Annotated in this window: 12 protein-coding genes and 1 pseudogene; 8 read left to right on the forward strand and 5 right to left on the reverse strand. The window is 71.8% G+C overall.

From position 1 onward, the window contains the following. Positions 1–342 precede the first annotated feature (342 nt). Genes IG64_RS35985 through IG64_RS35995 form a run of 3 tightly spaced genes read left to right on the forward strand, consistent with a single transcriptional unit; the run spans position 343 to position 2,214 of the window. Positions 343–996: a hypothetical protein gene (locus tag IG64_RS35985; protein ID WP_051813759.1), complete on the forward strand. Its 654-nt coding sequence runs from the start codon at positions 343–345 to the stop codon at positions 994–996. 7 nt (positions 997–1,003) lie between these two features. Further along, the gene (locus IG64_RS35990; protein ID WP_234438729.1) at positions 1,004–1,645 is read left to right on the forward strand and encodes a hypothetical protein; all 642 of its coding nucleotides are present in this window, start codon (positions 1,004–1,006) and stop codon (positions 1,643–1,645) included. A 53-nt stretch (positions 1,646–1,698) separates the two neighbouring features. Further along, positions 1,699–2,214: a GNAT family N-acetyltransferase gene (locus tag IG64_RS35995; protein ID WP_051813761.1), complete on the forward strand. Its 516-nt coding sequence runs from the start codon at positions 1,699–1,701 to the stop codon at positions 2,212–2,214. A gap of 197 nt (positions 2,215–2,411) precedes the next feature. Here IG64_RS35995 and fxsT read toward each other — a convergent pair whose 3' ends face one another. Beyond that, a complete protein-coding gene (gene fxsT, locus IG64_RS36000) occupies positions 2,412–4,685 on the reverse strand; it encodes an FxSxx-COOH system tetratricopeptide repeat protein (RefSeq protein WP_078884417.1) in 2,274 nt (757 codons plus the stop codon). Between the two features lie 193 nt (positions 4,686–4,878). On the opposite strand from fxsT, the gene IG64_RS36005 reads away from it, so the two are divergent. Beyond that, entirely contained in the window at positions 4,879–5,349 is a 471-nt protein-coding gene (locus IG64_RS36005; RefSeq protein WP_037864436.1) for an RICIN domain-containing protein, read from the forward strand. Between the two features lie 239 nt (positions 5,350–5,588). Here the strand turns inward: IG64_RS36005 and IG64_RS36010 are convergent. Then, a pseudogene (locus IG64_RS36010) lies at positions 5,589–6,227 on the reverse strand (hypothetical protein); the annotation flags it as partial. Between the two features lie 100 nt (positions 6,228–6,327). On the opposite strand from IG64_RS36010, the gene IG64_RS36015 reads away from it, so the two are divergent. Both IG64_RS36015 and IG64_RS36020 read left to right on the forward strand, forming a co-directional pair. Beyond that, positions 6,328–8,583, forward strand: coding sequence for an ATP-dependent RecD-like DNA helicase (locus IG64_RS36015; RefSeq protein WP_037864437.1), 2,256 nt, complete (start codon positions 6,328–6,330; stop codon positions 8,581–8,583). Positions 8,584–8,889: 306 nt separating this feature from the next. Continuing rightward, positions 8,890–10,179, forward strand: coding sequence for a citrate synthase (locus IG64_RS36020; RefSeq protein WP_037864438.1), 1,290 nt, complete (start codon positions 8,890–8,892; stop codon positions 10,177–10,179). A gap of 788 nt (positions 10,180–10,967) precedes the next feature. Here the strand turns inward: IG64_RS36020 and IG64_RS36025 are convergent. Both IG64_RS36025 and IG64_RS36030 read right to left on the reverse strand, forming a co-directional pair. After that, on the reverse strand, positions 10,968–13,298 hold the full coding sequence (locus IG64_RS36025; RefSeq protein ID WP_037864439.1) for a heavy metal translocating P-type ATPase: 2,331 nt from the start codon (positions 13,296–13,298) through the stop codon (positions 10,968–10,970). A 97-nt stretch (positions 13,299–13,395) separates the two neighbouring features. Beyond that, positions 13,396–13,635, reverse strand: a complete 240-nt coding sequence (locus tag IG64_RS36030; RefSeq protein ID WP_037864441.1) for a heavy-metal-associated domain-containing protein — start codon at positions 13,633–13,635, stop codon at positions 13,396–13,398. A 171-nt stretch (positions 13,636–13,806) separates the two neighbouring features. On the opposite strand from IG64_RS36030, the gene IG64_RS36035 reads away from it, so the two are divergent. Beyond that, positions 13,807–14,850, forward strand: a complete 1,044-nt coding sequence (locus IG64_RS36035) for a zinc-dependent alcohol dehydrogenase family protein (protein ID WP_037864443.1) — start codon at positions 13,807–13,809, stop codon at positions 14,848–14,850. A gap of 27 nt (positions 14,851–14,877) precedes the next feature. Here IG64_RS36035 and IG64_RS36040 read toward each other — a convergent pair whose 3' ends face one another. Then, on the reverse strand, positions 14,878–15,081 hold the full coding sequence (locus IG64_RS36040) for a helix-turn-helix transcriptional regulator (protein WP_037864446.1): 204 nt from the start codon (positions 15,079–15,081) through the stop codon (positions 14,878–14,880). A gap of 347 nt (positions 15,082–15,428) precedes the next feature. Here IG64_RS36040 and iolC point away from each other — a divergent pair, with 347 nt between their 5' ends. After that, positions 15,429–16,379 carry a 5-dehydro-2-deoxygluconokinase gene (gene iolC, locus IG64_RS36045; protein WP_037864448.1) on the forward strand — a complete coding sequence of 317 codons (951 nt, stop codon included), beginning with the start codon at positions 15,429–15,431 and terminating at the stop codon, positions 16,377–16,379. Positions 16,380–16,655: the final 276 nt, after the last annotated feature.

The following is a 16,655-nucleotide window of genomic DNA, read 5'->3' on the forward strand; positions in this document are numbered from 1 at the left end:
GGCGAGCACATCCCCACGAGCCACGCGGGTGGCGACCATCTGCCCGGCGGCCACGCCCCGCAGCACACCCCCAGCGGCCACGCCGGCGACCACCTGCCCGGCGGCCACGCCCACGAACACGGGCCGGGGCCTTCCGCAAGCCATGAGTCGCCTGCGAACGGCCCCAGGGGAGACCACGCAGGGGATCATGGTGGTGGTCATGGAGGTGGGCCTCATGAGGGCCCGGGCGCCACAGCCTCTGGCGGCCCAGGCGGTGGCGTCGGCGAAGGGGCCGCGGGTGGTGGCCAAGGACCGGCGCATACTGGACATGGCGGGACAGGCGCCGGCCATGAGCCGCCGCACGTGGACTACAGCGAAGGGCATGAGCGACCGTCGGAGCCCACGGGGCGCATGCAGCCGGAGGATCACGCGGCCGTCGCGGAGCAATTGTCACGCGCCAAGATGCAGCCGCATGACATCGAAAAGTGCCTCACTGGACTCAGTAAGAGCCAGTACGGTGCGGGGATCGCCAAGTACATCAAGGAGGGACAACTGTCCCATCTCCCTGGTTACAAGGATCTCCTCGACCAGTGCAAGCAAGTCAGCAAGAGCAGTGACATGTCGCCTGCGGTCTACATGGCCATGGAACATGCGATGGATCTCCAACGGCAGGGCGTCAAGGGGCTGGCGTTCGAATGGAAGGTGCCCAAAGACAGCCTTGATCTGGACGTGCTGGTGCGGTCTGGCGATCGCATCGAGTACGGCGTCCAGCTCAAGGATGTCGACAACGCGGCGGGACTCAATACCGCGACGAGGAAGATCGCGGAGAAGCAATTGATGGGAAACATCGACGGTCAGAAGGTGGCGATTCTGGACGTCCATGACACAAAGACAGCCCTCACCGACAAGATCCTTGGTCGCATCGCCAACCGGGCTAGAATAACGAATGCCACGTTCGTGCTTCGCTTCGAAGACGGCTCGGTCACCATTCCGGCCAACGGCCCTACTTATCCGTGAGGAAAAAATGTCAATTCTCATGCGAGCGTCACGTGAGTGTGCATCCTGGTTCTGGGACCTGGAAGATTACGCGACGCCAGGGTTGCGGGCGGCGCTCAGTGCTGCAGCTCGGATGTCCGATGTGCTGAGGAAGCACGAACTGCTTCGCCCGGACGGGCTGGAATGGTTCTGGGCCGTTCCCGAACAGGGAGGTGCGGTCGGGAAGACCCGGCTGCAACTCACGGCTCGCCTTGATGATGAAGGGACGGCGCGCAGAGTCGAAGAATTGCGCCCCGTCGGTTTTCCAAATGCTGAATTTAGTGGCTTCCTTGTCACGGGGGTCGGTGTTTGGCTTGACGAGCACGGTGTCCAGCGCTATGAAGACCGCCTGGTTGAGCTCACTGTTTCGTCAGAGCCCCTGGGCCTCTCGGCCGATGTGTCCGTCTATCACGACATCTGGGGCCCGTACGACTTCCGCGGTATGCCGCACCCCGAAGTCCACCGGCAGAACGCTCCGCGTCTCGCGGCGGCCCTGAAGGAGCTGGACGGCATGCTGGGAGTCGCTGCGGAACCGGGGGAGGCTACGTACTTCGGGGTCGCGGAAGGGTACGGAGTCGCGGACCCGGAGGTGACCGACGGGCGTGGCCCCGACCTGACCAGCCAGCTGTGACCCGCAGGAAAACACGACGACGGGCCGCCGAAGTGCGGTGAAATACTCCGCCCATGAGCACCGAGACGACCGCGCGGTCCACCGGCTGGGCCCTGCGTCCCGCGGTGACGGCCGACGTCGAGCCGATCGCTGAGCTGCGGGCCGCGGTCATGCGCGCCGACCTGGAACGCCTCGGGCGTTACGACGAACACCGGGTGCGGCAGCGGCTGCGGGACGCCTTCTCCACCCGGTACACGTCCGTCATCGTGGCCGACGGCGAACTCGCCGGCTGTGTGACGTTCCGCCCGGTCGACGGCAGGCAGTGGCTGGAGCACTTCTACCTCGCCCCGCGGCACCAGGGCCGGGGCCTCGGCTCCACCGTGCTGCGCACGCTGCTGGAACGGGCCGACGCGGAAGGCACGGCCGTCGCGCTGCACGTCCTCCAGGGCAGCCCCGCCCGCCGGCTCTACGAACGCCACGGTTTCGTCCTGGAAGCGGAGGACCCGGTCGACGTCCTCATGGTCCGCCCACCGGCAGGGCCTCCGCACAGGGCCGCGATCCCCGGTCCGCGACCCCACGAGGCCGAGTAGCCCACAGTCCCTGCCAGTAGCCAGTAGCCAGTAGCCAGTAGCCAGTAGCCAGTAGCCCCCCGAGTGGTCAGCAGCCGAGCAGGAGCAGGGGCCGAGGGAGTCTCGCAGGCGTCGTGCCGCAGCGCGGAGACGACAGCCGCCGCCCGCGACGGCTCACGTCACCGCCTCCCTCGCGAGACCGCCCGCGGCAGCTCACGTCACCGCCCCCGGTGCCCGTGACGGACGCGAGCCCCGGACCGGTGCGGCGGCTCCGTCTCGTCGGCCTCGGCGGCTGCGGAGAGTTCCCCGTGTTCGCGGCAACTGCCTTCCTCCAGTAGGCGGTTGGCCAGAGCGAAGGCGTCCTCCGTCTTGGGGTGGGACTTGCCCAGCCGGGTGTTCAGGATCAGTGCGCCCCTGCGCGCGAGGGCCGCCGCGGTCGGGTCGCCCAGCGCGTGCACGGCCCGGGCCTTGAGCAGCAGGGCGTACCCGATGTACAGGTGGTCCGGCTCGTAACTGGCCTCGCGGATCCGTAACGCCCGGGAGATCAGCGGCACGGCCACGGCGTGGTCGTCCAGGTCGAGGTGGACACTGGCCAGTGCTATCAGGTCGAAGCTCACGTACGGGTCGTCCGGCCCGTACGCCGCCTCGTCGATCCGCAGCGCCCGCTCGGCCAGGGGCACCGCCGCCTCGTGATCACCGAGAAGGTGACGGATCCGGGCCAGGGTGGCCAGGTCCGTCGCGATGGCGGGACTGGTCGCCGGCAGACAGGACTCGTGCAGGCCCAGCGCACGTTCCGCCAGCGGACGCGCCCGCTCCGGAGCGCCGCGGTCCCGGTGGATCTGCGCCAGGGTGATCAGGTCGAAGCCGGTCTCCGCGTCCCGCTGCCCGAGCGATTCGTCGATCGCGAGAGCCCGCTCGCACAGGGGCAGTGCCACCGAGTGGTCCCCGATCGAGAGGAGGAACGCCGACGCCAGCCGCAGCAGCGTCGCCGTCTGGGCGGCGCACTCGGCCGGCGGCTCGTCCTTGGTCACCGCGAGGGCGTGCGGGAGCAGTTCCTGCCACCGCGACCGCGCCTGCGGGTCACCGTGGATGTCGTGCGGCACGGCCGCGAGCAGCGTCCGGCACAGCCGCGTGCGCGCGTCGGCGCGCACGTCGTCCGGCATGGCGGCGCGGATGGCGGCCTGCACCAGGCGGTGCAGCACCAGGGAGGAGGCGCCGCGCCGGGCGAGCCCCAGGCCGGCCAGGGCACCGACCGTCGTGTCCCACGCCACCGGGTCGGCCGCCGCCGCGATCAGCGGTTCCTCGCCGCCGCCGAACAGGTCCAGCGGGATCGGCTCCGGGGCCAGCAGCGCACACAGCTCCAGCAGCCGCATGGCCTGCGGACGCTGGCTCTGCAGCTTGCGCACGCTGAGCTGCCACAGGGTGGCGACCACCACCGCCGGCCGGTCGGTCAGTTCACCCAGTGCGATCATGTCCTCCAGCCGCGACGCCAGCAGAGCCAGGTACTCCGCGGGCGCGGTGTGGTGGTAGTCCATGTACCCGGCCGCCTGCTCCAGCGCCAGCGGCAGGTCCCCCAGGTGCTCGGCGATCCGGTCCGCCACCGCTGCGGTCATCCCGCACACCCGCCGGGTCAGCAGTTCCACAGCCTCCCGCCGGGAGAAGACGTCCAGGTCGATGACGCCGGCCCTGCCCGACCAGCCGCGCAGCCTGGTCGTGACGATGAGGTGGCCGCCGCTGCCCAGATCACCCGACGGCAGCGCGTCCATGAGCGTGCCGGGTCTCTCGCCGTTGTCGAAGATGACCAGCCAGGGCCGGTGGTCCCGCAGTTCGCCGTACACCCGGGGGACGACCTGTTCGGAGTCCACCTCCGCCAGTCCCAGCTCCCGGGCCAGCGAAGCGAACTGCGAGGGCACCAGATCGGGGTCCTCCGCGTCCACGAACGCCACGAACCGGTACTCCGACCGGTAGAGGTAGGCGTACTCGACCGCGAGCTGTGTCTTGCCGACACCGCCCAGCCCGTGCACGACCTGCATCGCGCCCTCGCCGCCCGAGGTCAGGCGCTGCCGTAACTCGCGCAAGGTGGCGTCGCGGCCGGTGAAGTGGGTGTTGCGCGGCGGCAGCCGGTAGGTCGCCGGACGGCGCCGCGGGCCCGGAGGGCGGGCGGCCGGCGCGCCGGCCTTTCCGGCCGCGGTCTCGAACAGGTCGGTGAGCGTGGCGTGGTCGCTCCGCAGCCGCGCGAGTTCCTCCTCGCAGGAGAGGTCGATCCGACCGGCGTGCGCGGCGCGGACGCAGGCGGCCACATAGGCCGCGACCCGCTCCCACGGGGGCGGTTTGCTGAACTTGCCCGCCAGCAGGTCCGACAGCGACGACCGGGTGAGGACCTTGTGCTCGTCGTGGGCCAGCAACCGCGCCTGGGCCGGTGAGCCCGCGGCCGTGCGCAACCGCTGCAACCGGTTGACGAACCAGCTTTGTGGTGAGCCAGGTCCCCTCATGTACGCGGCTTTCCCCCGCTCCGCTCTCCGGAACCGTCCGGACTCCCAAGCCCGCGGACGCGGCGCGGCCAGCGGGGGAGCCCGGCGGATCCGGACTCCTCCGGGACCGCCGCACCCGCGCGGCACCACCCGGCACCGTGGACGGCGGCACAGACGGAACGCCGATGACCTGAACTCGACGAGGGGATCAACCATGGAACTCAAGGCAAGCCTCACCCGACTCGCCGGCGCGGGCGCGGCGCTCGCATGCGGTGCGGCGCTGCTGGCCGGCGGCGCGACCTCGGCCCAGGCGGCGGCGGTGAACTACCAGGTGATCAACGGCAACAGCAGCAACTCCTGCCTCCAGGTGAACATCTCGGGAGGCAAGGGCAACCTGGTCCTCGGCACCTGCGACCGCAGCGCGAAGCAGGTGTGGCAGATCAGCGGCGGCGTCTTCAGGAACCCGGCGTCGGGCCACTGCCTCGACGGGAACGGCACGGACGTCTACACGTTCCCCTGCAACGGCGGCGCGTACCAGAAGTGGACGACGACGTCCGGCAGTCCGAAGTCGATCCGGCACGACCAGAGCGGCAAGTACCTGGACGCGAACGGAAAGGTGGGGGCCACGGTCGTCTTCCAGCCCACCATCGGCACGGCGTCCCGCTGGGTGATCGACCCGGTGTGACCCGCCGGCCGGCGCCGTGAGCCGGGCGGGCCGCCCTCACCGGCGGCCCGCCGCCCCACAGCCTCCACGCACGAGCGCCCGGAATCCCGTGCTTTCACGGCCTTCTCCCCGGAGCCGGCTCGCGGAGACCTTCCATGCCTGCCGAGAGCGGCCTTCACGGGTCGCCCTTCTTCCCCGGTCAGCGGCTCCGCGAGGCCGCCCTCGCGGAACCCGACCGGGCCGGGCAGGTGCCGACGGCCTCACTCCTCGTCCCCGGCGAACACCTCCCGCGCATCCGTCGCCTGCACAGCCCGCTGGGCCCACGTCTCGAGCCGGTCCAGGTCCGTGCAGGTGTTCACCCGCTCGCGGACGGCGTCCGGTACCGGGATGCCCCGCCATTGGAGGATGCGCAGGGTCATCTCCCGGCGGTCCTGGAGGCGGCCCTGCTCCACACCTTCCTCCCGCCCCTCCTCCCGCACCTGCTCGGCAAGGGGATGCCGCCAGAAGTACTGCGTCGCCGTCATCAGTTCCCTCCACATCTGTTGTGCCTGAGGGTCGGCCAGGCACGAGTCGACGAATTGCACGAAGACCGCGGCGTTGTCGGGGTCGATCGTCCGCAGAGCGGATGCCAGGGACTCCAGTATGGCCGGGGCCTGCGGACCGCGGCCGTGTGTCATCGCCGAGAGCACCGCAAGGGGTACGTCCCGTTCGGCCTGCCGTTCGTCGGCGATCACGGGCACGTTGTCCGGGCCCAGCACCAGCGGACGGACGGTCAGCGAGTCCCAGCCCGGGAAGCCGAGCCGGATGGGGCGGGACGCCCATCGTGCCGTGGCGCTGCTCTGGGTGGTCACGATGAGCACCGGCTCGCACCGGTACTTCTCGTACAGGCAGGACAAGTAACGAGCCGCAGGGGCGGAAGTCGCGCCCGGGGCGGCCGTCCCTCCCCGCCCGCCCCCTGCCCATCCACCCCTGTCACCCCCCACCGGTACCGTCGGGACCATGGCGCAACAGGCGGGGACCCACACCGGTGAGCGGCGGCTCGCCGTGGTCGAAGGGGTGCTGGAGCGGATCACGTACGCGAACGAGGAGAACGGGTACACGGTCGCGCGGGTCGACACCGGCAGGGGCGCCGGCGACCTGCTCACCGTCGTCGGGGCGCTGCTCGGTGCGCAGGTGGGGGAGTCGCTGCGGTTGGAGGGGCGGTGGGGGTCCCATCCGCAGTACGGGAAGCAGTTCCACGTCGAGAACTACACGACCGTCCTGCCGGCCACGGTCCAGGGCATCCGTCGCTACCTCGGCTCCGGACTGGTCAAGGGGATCGGACCGGTCTTCGCCGACCGGATCACGCAGCACTTCGGGGTGGACACCCTCCGGGTCATCGAGGAGGAGCCCGAGCGGCTCATCGAGGTCCCCGGGCTCGGGCCCAAGCGGACCAGGAAGATCGCCGACGCCTGGGAGGAGCAGAAGGCGATCAAGGAGGTCATGCTCTTCCTCCAGACCGTGGAGGTGTCCACCTCCATCGCCGTGCGGATCTACAAGAAGTACGGTGACGCCTCGATCTCCGTGGTGAGGAACCACCCGTACCGGCTCGCCGCCGACGTCTGGGGCATCGGGTTCCTGACCGCCGACAAGATCGCCCGGTCCGTCGGCATCCCGCACGACAGCCCGGAGCGGGTCAAGGCGGGGCTCCAGTACGCGCTGTCGCAGTCCGCCGACCAGGGGCACTGCTACTTGCCCGAGGAGCGGCTGATCGCCGACGCCGTGAAGCTGCTCCAGGTCGACACCGGGCTCGTCATCGAGTGCCTGGCCGCCCTCGCGGAGCCGGACGAGGACGGCGGCGACCCCGGGGTCGTACGGGAGAGGGTGCCCGCGGCCGAGGGGGACGCGCAGGAGTCCGTCAGCGCCGTCTACCTCGTGCCCTTCCACCGGGCCGAACTCTCCCTCTCCGCCCAGTTGCTGCGGCTGCTGCGGACCGGGGAGGACCGGATGCCGGGGTTCCGGGACGTGGCCTGGGACAAGGCGCTCGGATGGCTCAAGGGGCGCACGGGGACCGACCTCGCGCCCGAGCAGGAGGCGGCCGTCAAGCTGGCGCTGACCGAGAAGGTGGCGGTGCTGACCGGCGGCCCCGGGTGCGGCAAGTCGTTCACCGTGCGGTCGGTCGTGGAGCTGGCCCGCGCCAAGAAGGCCAAGGTGGTGCTGGCCGCGCCGACCGGCCGGGCCGCCAAACGGCTCGCCGAGCTGACCGGCGCCGAGGCCTCCACCGTCCACCGGCTGCTGGAGCTGAAGCCCGGCGGCGACGCGGCGTACGACAGGGACCGGCCGCTGGACGCCGACCTCGTCGTCGTCGACGAGGCGTCCATGCTGGACCTGCTGCTCGCCAACAAGCTGGTCAAGGCCGTACCGCCGGGCGCCCACCTGCTGTTCGTGGGGGACGTGGACCAGTTGCCCAGCGTGGGCGCGGGCGAGGTGCTCCGGGACCTGCTGGCCGGCGGCAGCCCGATCCCGGCGGTGCGCCTCACCCGTGTCTTCCGCCAGGCCCAGCAGTCCGGCGTGGTGACCAACGCGCACCGGATCAACTCCGGGCAGCATCCGCTCACCGACGGCATGAAGGACTTCTTCCTCTTCGTCGAGGACGACACCGAGGAGGCGGGCCGGCTCACCGTGGACGTCGCCGCGCGCCGGATCCCGGCCCGCTTCGGGCTCGACCCGCGCCGGGACGTGCAGGTGCTCGCCCCCATGCACCGGGGGCCCGCGGGCGCGGGCGCGCTGAACGGGCTGCTCCAGCAGGCCGTCACCCCGGGCCGCCCCGACCTGCCGGAGAAGCGGCTGGGCGGCCGGGTCTTCCGGGTCGGCGACAAGGTCACCCAGATCCGCAACAACTACGAGAAGGGGGCCAACGGCGTCTTCAACGGCACCGTGGGCGTGGTCACCTCGCTCGACCCGGTCGACCAGCGCCTGACGGTGCTGACGGACGAGGACGAGGAGGTGCCCTACGACTTCGACGAGCTGGACGAACTCGCGCACGCCTACGCGGTGACCATCCACCGCTCGCAGGGCAGCGAGTATCCGGCCGTCGTCATCCCGGTGACCACCGGGGCCTGGATGATGCTCCAGCGGAACCTGCTCTACACGGCGGTGACCCGGGCCAAGAAGCTGGTCGTCCTGGTCGGTTCGCGCAAGGCGATCGGCCAGGCGGTGCGTACGGTGTCGGCGGGACGCCGGTGCACGGCGCTGGATTTCCGGCTCAAGGGCTGATGAAGGCGTAAAAAAGCTTCAGAAGAGCCCCAGGGACCACAAAAATGCACGAACGGGCCGTCGCGGACCCCTGTCGCCCCGGCGGTCACCCCGGCATCGCAAAAAATGATCGATCAAACGAGTCGCAAAGGTCACAGAGCACTTCCCGTCGCCCGGTCGAGGGGGCAGGATGAGCAGGTTGGCGGCACTGAGTGCCGCCGATAGGCCCAATGGTCGACCCCGAGTGCACTCTCCTGAGCCAAATGGGGGATGGTAGAGACAGTCAGGGCACCTCGAAGATGAGGCACTACGTCGGTGAGGGAAGACGTGAGCGACAACTCTGTAGTACTGCGGTACGACGGCGGCGAGTACACCTACCCGGTGGTCGACAGCACCGTCGGCGACAAGGGCTTCGACATCGGGAAGCTCCGCGCCCAGACCGGTCTGGTGACTCTGGACAGCGGCTACGGCAACACGGCAGCGTACAAATCCGCCGTCACCTACCTCGACGGCGAGCAGGGCATTCTCCGGTACCGCGGCTACCCCATCGAGCAGCTGGCGGAGCGCTCCACCTTCCTGGAGGTGGCCTACCTGCTCATCAACGGTGAGCTGCCGACCGTCGACGAGCTCTCCACCTTCAAGAACGAGATCACGCGGCACACCCTGCTGCACGAGGACGTCAAGAACTTCTACAAGGGCTTCCCGCGCGACGCCCACCCGATGGCGATGCTGTCCTCGGTCGTCTCGGCGCTGTCCACCTTCTACCAGGACAGCCACAACCCGTTCGACGAGAAGCAGCGCGACCTGTCCACGGTCCGCCTGCTCGCCAAGCTCCCGACGATCGCGGCGTACGCGTACAAGAAGTCGATCGGTCACCCGTTCGTCTACCCGCGCAACGACCTCTCCTACGTCGAGAACTTCCTGCGGATGACCTTCTCGGTCCCCGCCGACGAGTACGAGCTGGACCCGGTCGTCGTCTCCGCGCTGGACAAGCTGCTGATCCTGCACGCGGACCACGAGCAGAACTGCTCGACCTCCACGGTCCGCCTGGTCGGCTCCTCGCAGGCCAACATGTTCGCGTCCATCTCGGCCGGCATCAACGCGCTGTGGGGCCCGCTGCACGGCGGCGCCAACCAGTCCGTGCTGGAGATGCTGGAAGGCATCCGCGACTCCGGCTCCGACGTCGACACCTTCATCCGCAAGGTGAAGAACAAGGAGGACGGCGTCCGCCTGATGGGCTTCGGCCACCGGGTCTACAAGAACTTCGACCCGCGCGCCAAGATCATCAAGGCCGCCGCGCACGACGTGCTCTCGGCGCTGGGCAAGTCCGACGAGCTGCTCGACATCGCCCTCAAGCTGGAGGAGCACGCGCTCTCCGACGACTACTTCGTCGAGCGCAAGCTCTACCCGAACGTCGACTTCTACACCGGCCTGATCTACCGGGCCATGGGCTTCCCGACCGAGATGTTCACGGTCCTGTTCGCGCTCGGCCGGCTGCCGGGCTGGATCGCCCAGTGGCAGGAAATGATCAAGGAGCCGGGTTCCCGCATCGGCCGCCCGCGCCAGATCTACACGGGCGTCGTCGAGCGCGACTTCGTCCCGGTCGAGGAGCGCTGAGGCACCCCGCCCCCCGGGTCACGGGCCCCGCATCCGCCGGTCAGCCGGCCGGTGCGGGGCCTTCGCGCGTCAGGGGCGGGGGACGGCAGGGCCCGGAGCGAGGGACGAATCGTCCTCCCGCCGGGCGGCGGGGCCGAGCACGGCCACAGCACTGGACGGGCGGGGGACCGAACGGCGGGTCCCCGGCCCCGGCGCCCCGCGGGCGAGCCGGCCGTGAAAAGGAGAAGGCGCCCCGACGCCAGTCCCCCCACGGGCCGGCGACCAGGGCGCCTTCCCATGTCCCGGTAACGGATTCCCCCCACGGGATCCGGCCGGGCGTCTGTGGAGACCAGCGCCTGAACCGCTGTACTGCCTTACTGCCGCAGTGCCGTGATGCCGTACTCCTGCACCACTGCCGCACCGCGGTACCGCACCACTGCGCTCTGCCGGGACAGCGCACGCCCGGGAGGGCCGCTCAAAGCTTCCCGAAGTACGTGCCCCGGCAACGCAGTTCCAGGGAAGTCCCCCAAGACATCCCCGGACGTCAGTCGGCGCCCCCCAAGACGCTTCCTGACATCGCCAAACTTAGACCTTCGAACCCCTTTGATGGTTACGTTCACGTCACTGTGACGTGCGTCTCTTGCATATGTCCCATAGGTGCGCAAGAGCCCTGATATGGCGATCGAGGCCCAAGCGTAAGGAAGATGCGCGAGCCTTGTGAAGAGCTTATGTGAGGCGCGCGCCGGACTCCAGGGGGTCCGGCACTTTGCCCCGGCCGGGCACCTAGAGGCGCCCGGCCGGGGGCCGGCTCAGCGGAACGTGCGCAGCCGGAGGCTGTTCGTCACCACGAACACCGAGGAGAACGCCATCGCCGCGCCCGCGATCATCGGGTTGAGCAGCCCGGCGGCGGCCAGCGGCAGCGCGGCCACGTTGTAGCCGAAGGCCCACACGAGGTTGCCCTTGATCGTGGCCAGCGTCCGCCGCGACAGCCGGATCGCGTCCGCGGCCACCCGCAGGTCGCCGCGGACCAGCGTCAGGTCGCCGGCCTCGATGGCGGCGTCGGTGCCGGTGCCCATCGCCAGGCCCAGGTCGGCGGTGGCGAGCGCGGCGGCGTCGTTGACCCCGTCGCCGACCATGGCCACGGTCCGCCCCTCGGCCTGCAGGCGCCGTACGGCCTCGACCTTGTCCTCGGGGAGCACCTCGGCGATCACGTCGCCGGCGTCGATGCCGACGGCCCGCGCCACCGACTCGGCGACCGGCCGGTTGTCACCGGTCAGCAGCACCGGCCGCAGCCCCAGCGCGCGCAGCTGCCGCACGGCCTCCGCGCTGCTCTCCTTGACCGCGTCCGCCACGGCGACGACACCGCGTGCCACGCCGTCCCAGCCGACCACGACGGCCGTGCGCCCGCTCGCCTCGGCCTCGCGCCGCGCCCGGTCCACCTCCTCGGGCAGGTCCGGGAAGAGCCGCCCCACGGCGACCTCGTGGCCCTCCACGCGCCCGCGCACGCCCCGCCCCGGGACGTTCTCGAAGTGCTCGGCCGCCGGGAGCGGCCCCACGCGCTCCTCGGCGCCGGCCGCGACCGCCCGGGCCACGGGGTGCTCGGAGGCGTGCTCCAGGGCGCCCGCGAGCCGCAGGAGCCGCTTCTCGTCGGTGCCCTCGGCCGCGTACACCTCCTGGAGGGTCATCCGGCCGGTGGTCACCGTGCCCGTCTTGTCCAGGACGACCGTGTCGACGCGGCGGGTGGACTCCAGCACCTCGGGGCCCTTGATGAGGATGCCGAGCTGGGCGCCGCGCCCGGTGCCGACCATCAGCGCGGTCGGCGTGGCCAGGCCCAGTGCGCACGGGCAGGCGATGATCAGGACGGCGACCGCCGCGGTGAACGAGGCGGTGACGTCGCCGGTGGCCGTCAGCCAGGCCAGCAGGGTGCCGGCGGCGATGAGGAGGACGACGGGCACGAAGACCGCCGAGATCCGGTCGGCCAGCCGCTGCACCTGCGCCTTGCCGTTCTGCGCGTCCTCGACCAGCTTCGCCATCCGGGCGAGCTGGGTGTCGGTGCCGACCCGGGTGGCCTCGACGACCAGCCGGCCGCCCGCGTTGACCGTGGCGCCCGTGACCGCGTCGCCCACGCCCACGTCGGCCGGGACGGACTCGCCGGTCAGCATGGAGGCGTCCACCGCCGAGGTGCCCTCGACGACTGTGCCGTCGGTGGCGACCTTCTCACCGGGCCGTACGACGAACCGGTCGCCCACGGCCAGCGCGGAGACCGGCACGCGGACCTCGCGGCCCTCCCGCAGCACGGAGACGTCCTTGGCGCCCAGCTCCAGCAGCGCGCGCAGCGCGGCACCCGCCCGCCGCTTGGAGCGGGTCTCCAGATAGCGGCCGAGCAGGATGAACGCCACGACCCCGGAGGCGACCTCCAGGTAGATCGTCGAGGCGGCGTCCGTCCGGGAGACGGTGAGGCGGAACTCGTCGTGCATGCCGGGCATGCCCGCGTCACCGAGGAACAGCGCCCACAGCGACCAGCCGAACGCGGCGAGCGTGCCGACCGAGACCAGCGTGTCCATGGTGGCGGCACCGTGCCGGGCGTTGGTGAGCGCCGCGCGGTGGAAGGGCAGGGCGCCCCAGACCGCGACCGGCGCGGCGAGGGTCAGCGCCAGCCACTGCCAGTTGTCGAACTGGAGGGCGGGGACCATGGAGAGCAGGACGACCGGGACGGCGAGCAGCGCGGAAACGGTCAGGCGCTGCCGCAGGGAGGTCAGCTCCGGGTCGGCGGGAGGCGCGGCCTGCGGACCCTGCGGGGCGGGCTCCGGCTCCGGCGGCGGCGGTTCCTCGGCCGTGTACCCCGTCTTCACCACGGTCGCGACGAGGTCGGACACCGCTACCCCGGGGGGGTAGCTCACCCGCGCCTTCTCGGTGGCGAAGTTGACCGTCGCGCTCACGCCCTCCATGCGGTTGAGCTTCTTCTCCACGCGGGCCGCGCAGGAGGCGCAGGTCATCCCGCCGATGAGCAGCTCGACCTCGGAGGTGCCGGCGGCTCCGGAAGCCCCTGTGGCCGCGGGGCCGCCCGGAGCGCCCGCGGTGGTGCCGGGGGGCGCCGGTGTCCCCGCGGGCGTCGCTGCCTGGGTGGTGGTGCTGGTCATGTCCGTACTCCAGAGAACGGACCGGGCCGTACAGAACCAGTATCAGCTGGTCGATACGGCCCGGTGTCGAGAGATACGTGAGAGGTGCGCCCGCTGCTCAGGCGCGGCCGACGAGCTCGAAGCCCGCCTCGTCCACCGCCGCGCGCACGGCCGCCTCCTCCAGCGGGGCGGCGGAGACCACGGTGACCTCGCCGGTCGAGGCGACGGCCTTGACCGAGGTGACGCCGGGCAGTCCGGAGATCTCGGCGGAGACGGAGCCCTCGCAGTGTCCACAGCTCATGCCGCTCACCTGGTAGACGGCGGTGACGGTGTCCGGGGTCTCGGTCTGGGCGGTCATGTCGCTCTCCTCGTCGTGGTGTGCGGGATGGGAGTGGCCCGGAGGGGCTCACTTCGTTCGACACTATACCCCTAGGGGGTATTTATCAAAGGAGCGGCGCGGTGCGCCCGGCGGCGTTTTCCGCGAGTGTTTCCCCGAGCGGATACCTGCGGGCGAAGGCGAGGGCGGTCGATGCGGGCGGTGGTGTTCGAACGGTTCGGGGAACCGGCGGGGGTGCGTGAGGTCGCCGACCCGCACCCGGCGGAGCACGGAGTCGTGGTGCGGGTCGAGGCGACCGGCCTGTGCCGCAGCGACTGGCACGGCTGGCAGGGGCACGATCCCGGCATCGCGCTGCCGCACGTGCCGGGCCACGAACTGGCCGGCGTGGTCGAGGCGGCGGGCGCGCGGGTGACCCGGTGGCGTCCCGGGGACCGGGTGACGGTCCCCTTCGTGTGCGCCTGCGGCGGCTGCGCCTCCTGCGCGGCGGGCGACCAGCAGGTCTGCGAACGCCAGACCCAGCCGGGGTTCACCCACTGGGGCTCCTTCGCCCAGTACGTGGCGCTCGACCACGCCGACGTGAACCTCGTGGCCGTGCCCGGGGAACTGCCGTCCGCGACCGCCGCCTCGCTCGGCTGCCGCTTCGCCACCGCCTACCGCGCGGTGGTCCAGCAGGGCCGGGCCGCCGCCGGCGAGTGGGTCGCCGTGCACGGCTGCGGCGGTGTGGGGCTGTCGGCGGTGATGATCGCCGCGGCGTGCGGCGCGCGCGTGATCGCAGTGGACGTGTCACCGCGCGCCCTGGAACTGGCGCGGGGCTTCGGTGCCGTTGAGGCGGTGGACGCCTCCGCCGTCCCGGACCCGGCCGCGGCGGTCCGTGAGCTGAGCGGCGGCGGCGCCCACCTCTCCCTGGACGCGCTCGGCTCGCCCGCCACCTGCGCGGCCTCCGTCGACGGCCTGCGCCGCCGGGGCCGCCACGTCCAGGTCGGCCTGCTGCCGTCGGCGGACGGCACGGCCCCGGTCCCCATGGCCCGCGTGATCGCGCTGGAGCTGGAGATCCTGGGCAGCCACGGCATGGCCGCGCACGCCTACCCGGAACTGCTGCGGCTCGTGGCGGCGGGGACCGTGCGCCCCGACCTGCTGGTGACCTCGGTCATCGGCCTGGCGGCCGCCCCGGACGCGCTCGCGGCCATGGGGTCGGCCCCGGGCGCCGGGGTGACGGTGATCGACCCCTGGCGCTGAGCGGGACGCCCGGGGCGCCCGGGGCGGTCAGTCCGCGGCCCTGCGGCCCCGGTTGCCGGGCCGGGCGGCCGCCCAGGCGCGGACCGTGTCGGCGTACCAGTACGGCCGGCCGCCCTCCACACGGTCGGGCGGGGGCAGCAGACCGTGTTTGCGGTAGGACCGCACGGTGTCCGGCTGCACCCGGATGTGCGCCGCGATCTCCCTGTACGACCAGAGCTTCCGGTCGGTCATGACGTGCACCTCCCCGCGCGCGCCGCGGAGGCGGCCGGGAGGCCGCCGGGGGAGCCGGGCGTGCGCCGGTGATCAACTGAGCCTGTGCCGCGTGAACGACGCGCGGGCGGCAGCGGAACGGGCCTGTCGGACGGATGTGACCGGCAGGAGACGGACCTGGGACATGTGTGACGAAGAAGTTGCTTTGTGACGGATCCGGGCCGCGCGGGCGGAAAGGGGCCGGCCGGACGGAGGCAGATCCTGCGGGCGGCACCCCCGTCCCCCTCTCGTCCGAATGTCCGGACAAAGCATTGACAGGCCTCCGCCTTCCGCACTAGAACCGGGGGAGCCGACGCGAAGGGAAACCGATCGTGTACGACGTGATCACCATGGGACGGATCGGGGTGGACCTCTATCCCCTCCAGACGGGCGTTCCGCTGGCCCGCGTGTCCGCTTTCGGGAAGTTCCTGGGCGGCTCGGCGACGAACGTCGCGGTCGCCGCGGCCCGCCTCGGCCGGCGTACGGCGGTGATCACCCGGACCGGCGACGACCCGTTCGGCGCCTACCTCCACGAGGCGCTGCGCGGCTTCGGCGTGGACGACCGCTACGTCACCGCGGTGCCGGGACTGCCCACCCCGGTCACCTTCTGCGAGGTGTTCCCGCCGGACGACTTCCCGCTCTACTTCTACCGGCAACCGAAGGCGCCCGACCTGGAGATCGAGGCCGGCGACCTCGACCTGGCCGCGATCGGCGGGGCGCGGGTCTTCTGGGTGACCGGGACCGGGCTGAGCGAGGAGCCCAGCCGCACGGCGACGCTCGCCGCCCTCGCCCACCGGGCGAAGTCCGGCCCGACGGTCTTCGACCTCGACTGGCGGCCCGTGTTCTGGCGCGACCCGGCCGCCGCCCGCCCCTTCTACACCGAGGCCCTGCGGTACGCCACCGTCGCCGTCGGCAACCTCGACGAGGTGGAGGTCGCCACCGGTCTGCGCGACCCGCACGCCGCCGCCCGCGCCCTGCTGGACGCGGGAGTGGGCCTGGCGGTCGTGAAACAGGGCCCCAAGGGCGTCCTGGCGCTCGCCCGTACGGGCGAGACGGCGGAGGTGCCGCCGCTGCCGGTCGAGGTCCTCAACGGCCTCGGCGCGGGGGACGCCTTCGGCGGCTCGCTGTGCCACGGACTGCTCGCGGGCTGGGGCCTGGAGCGCGTCATGCGCCACGCCAACGCCGCGGGCGCCATCGTCGCCTCCCGCCTCGAATGCTCCTCGGCGATGCCCACCGCCGCCGAGGTGGAGTCGGCCCTCGCGGCCGGCGCGGTGCGGTGAGGACGGCGCCCGCCCGCCCGGAACCGTCCGCCCGCCCGCGACCGACGGACCGCCCGTCCGGAACCGGCCGCCCGTCCGGAACCGGCCGTTCGCCCGCGACCGACGGACCGCCTGCCCGCCCGGAACCGGTCGCCCGCCCCGAACCGGCCCTGCGCCCGGATCCGTACGGGCGGCGGAAACCGTACGCGCGCCCGGCTGCGCGTGCGCCGGACGCCGGACGCCGGACACGTGACGGTTGTACGGTGCAGTTGTCCGCCGGTCCGGCGCGAGCAGAGT

Source organism: Streptomyces sp. NRRL S-340, assembly GCF_000720185.1.
GTDB lineage: Bacteria > Actinomycetota > Actinomycetes > Streptomycetales > Streptomycetaceae > Streptomyces.

Excerpts from the sequence above, each read along its gene's own strand:
- IG64_RS35990 (WP_234438729.1), top strand. The coding sequence starts at position 1,004 with ATGTCAATTCTCATGCGAGCGTCACGTGAGTGTGCATCCTGGTTCTGG.
- IG64_RS35995 (WP_051813761.1), top strand. The coding sequence starts at position 1,699 with ATGAGCACCGAGACGACCGCGCGGTCCACCGGCTGGGCCCTGCGTCCC.
- fxsT (WP_078884417.1), bottom strand. The coding sequence starts at position 4,685 with ATGAGGGGACCTGGCTCACCACAAAGCTGGTTCGTCAACCGGTTGCAG.
- IG64_RS36005 (WP_037864436.1), top strand. The coding sequence starts at position 4,879 with ATGGAACTCAAGGCAAGCCTCACCCGACTCGCCGGCGCGGGCGCGGCG.
- IG64_RS36015 (WP_037864437.1), top strand. The coding sequence starts at position 6,328 with ATGGCGCAACAGGCGGGGACCCACACCGGTGAGCGGCGGCTCGCCGTG.
- IG64_RS36025 (WP_037864439.1), bottom strand. The coding sequence starts at position 13,298 with ATGACCAGCACCACCACCCAGGCAGCGACGCCCGCGGGGACACCGGCG.
- IG64_RS36030 (WP_037864441.1), bottom strand. The coding sequence starts at position 13,635 with ATGACCGCCCAGACCGAGACCCCGGACACCGTCACCGCCGTCTACCAG.
- IG64_RS36035 (WP_037864443.1), top strand. The coding sequence starts at position 13,807 with ATGCGGGCGGTGGTGTTCGAACGGTTCGGGGAACCGGCGGGGGTGCGT.
- IG64_RS36040 (WP_037864446.1), bottom strand. The coding sequence starts at position 15,081 with ATGACCGACCGGAAGCTCTGGTCGTACAGGGAGATCGCGGCGCACATC.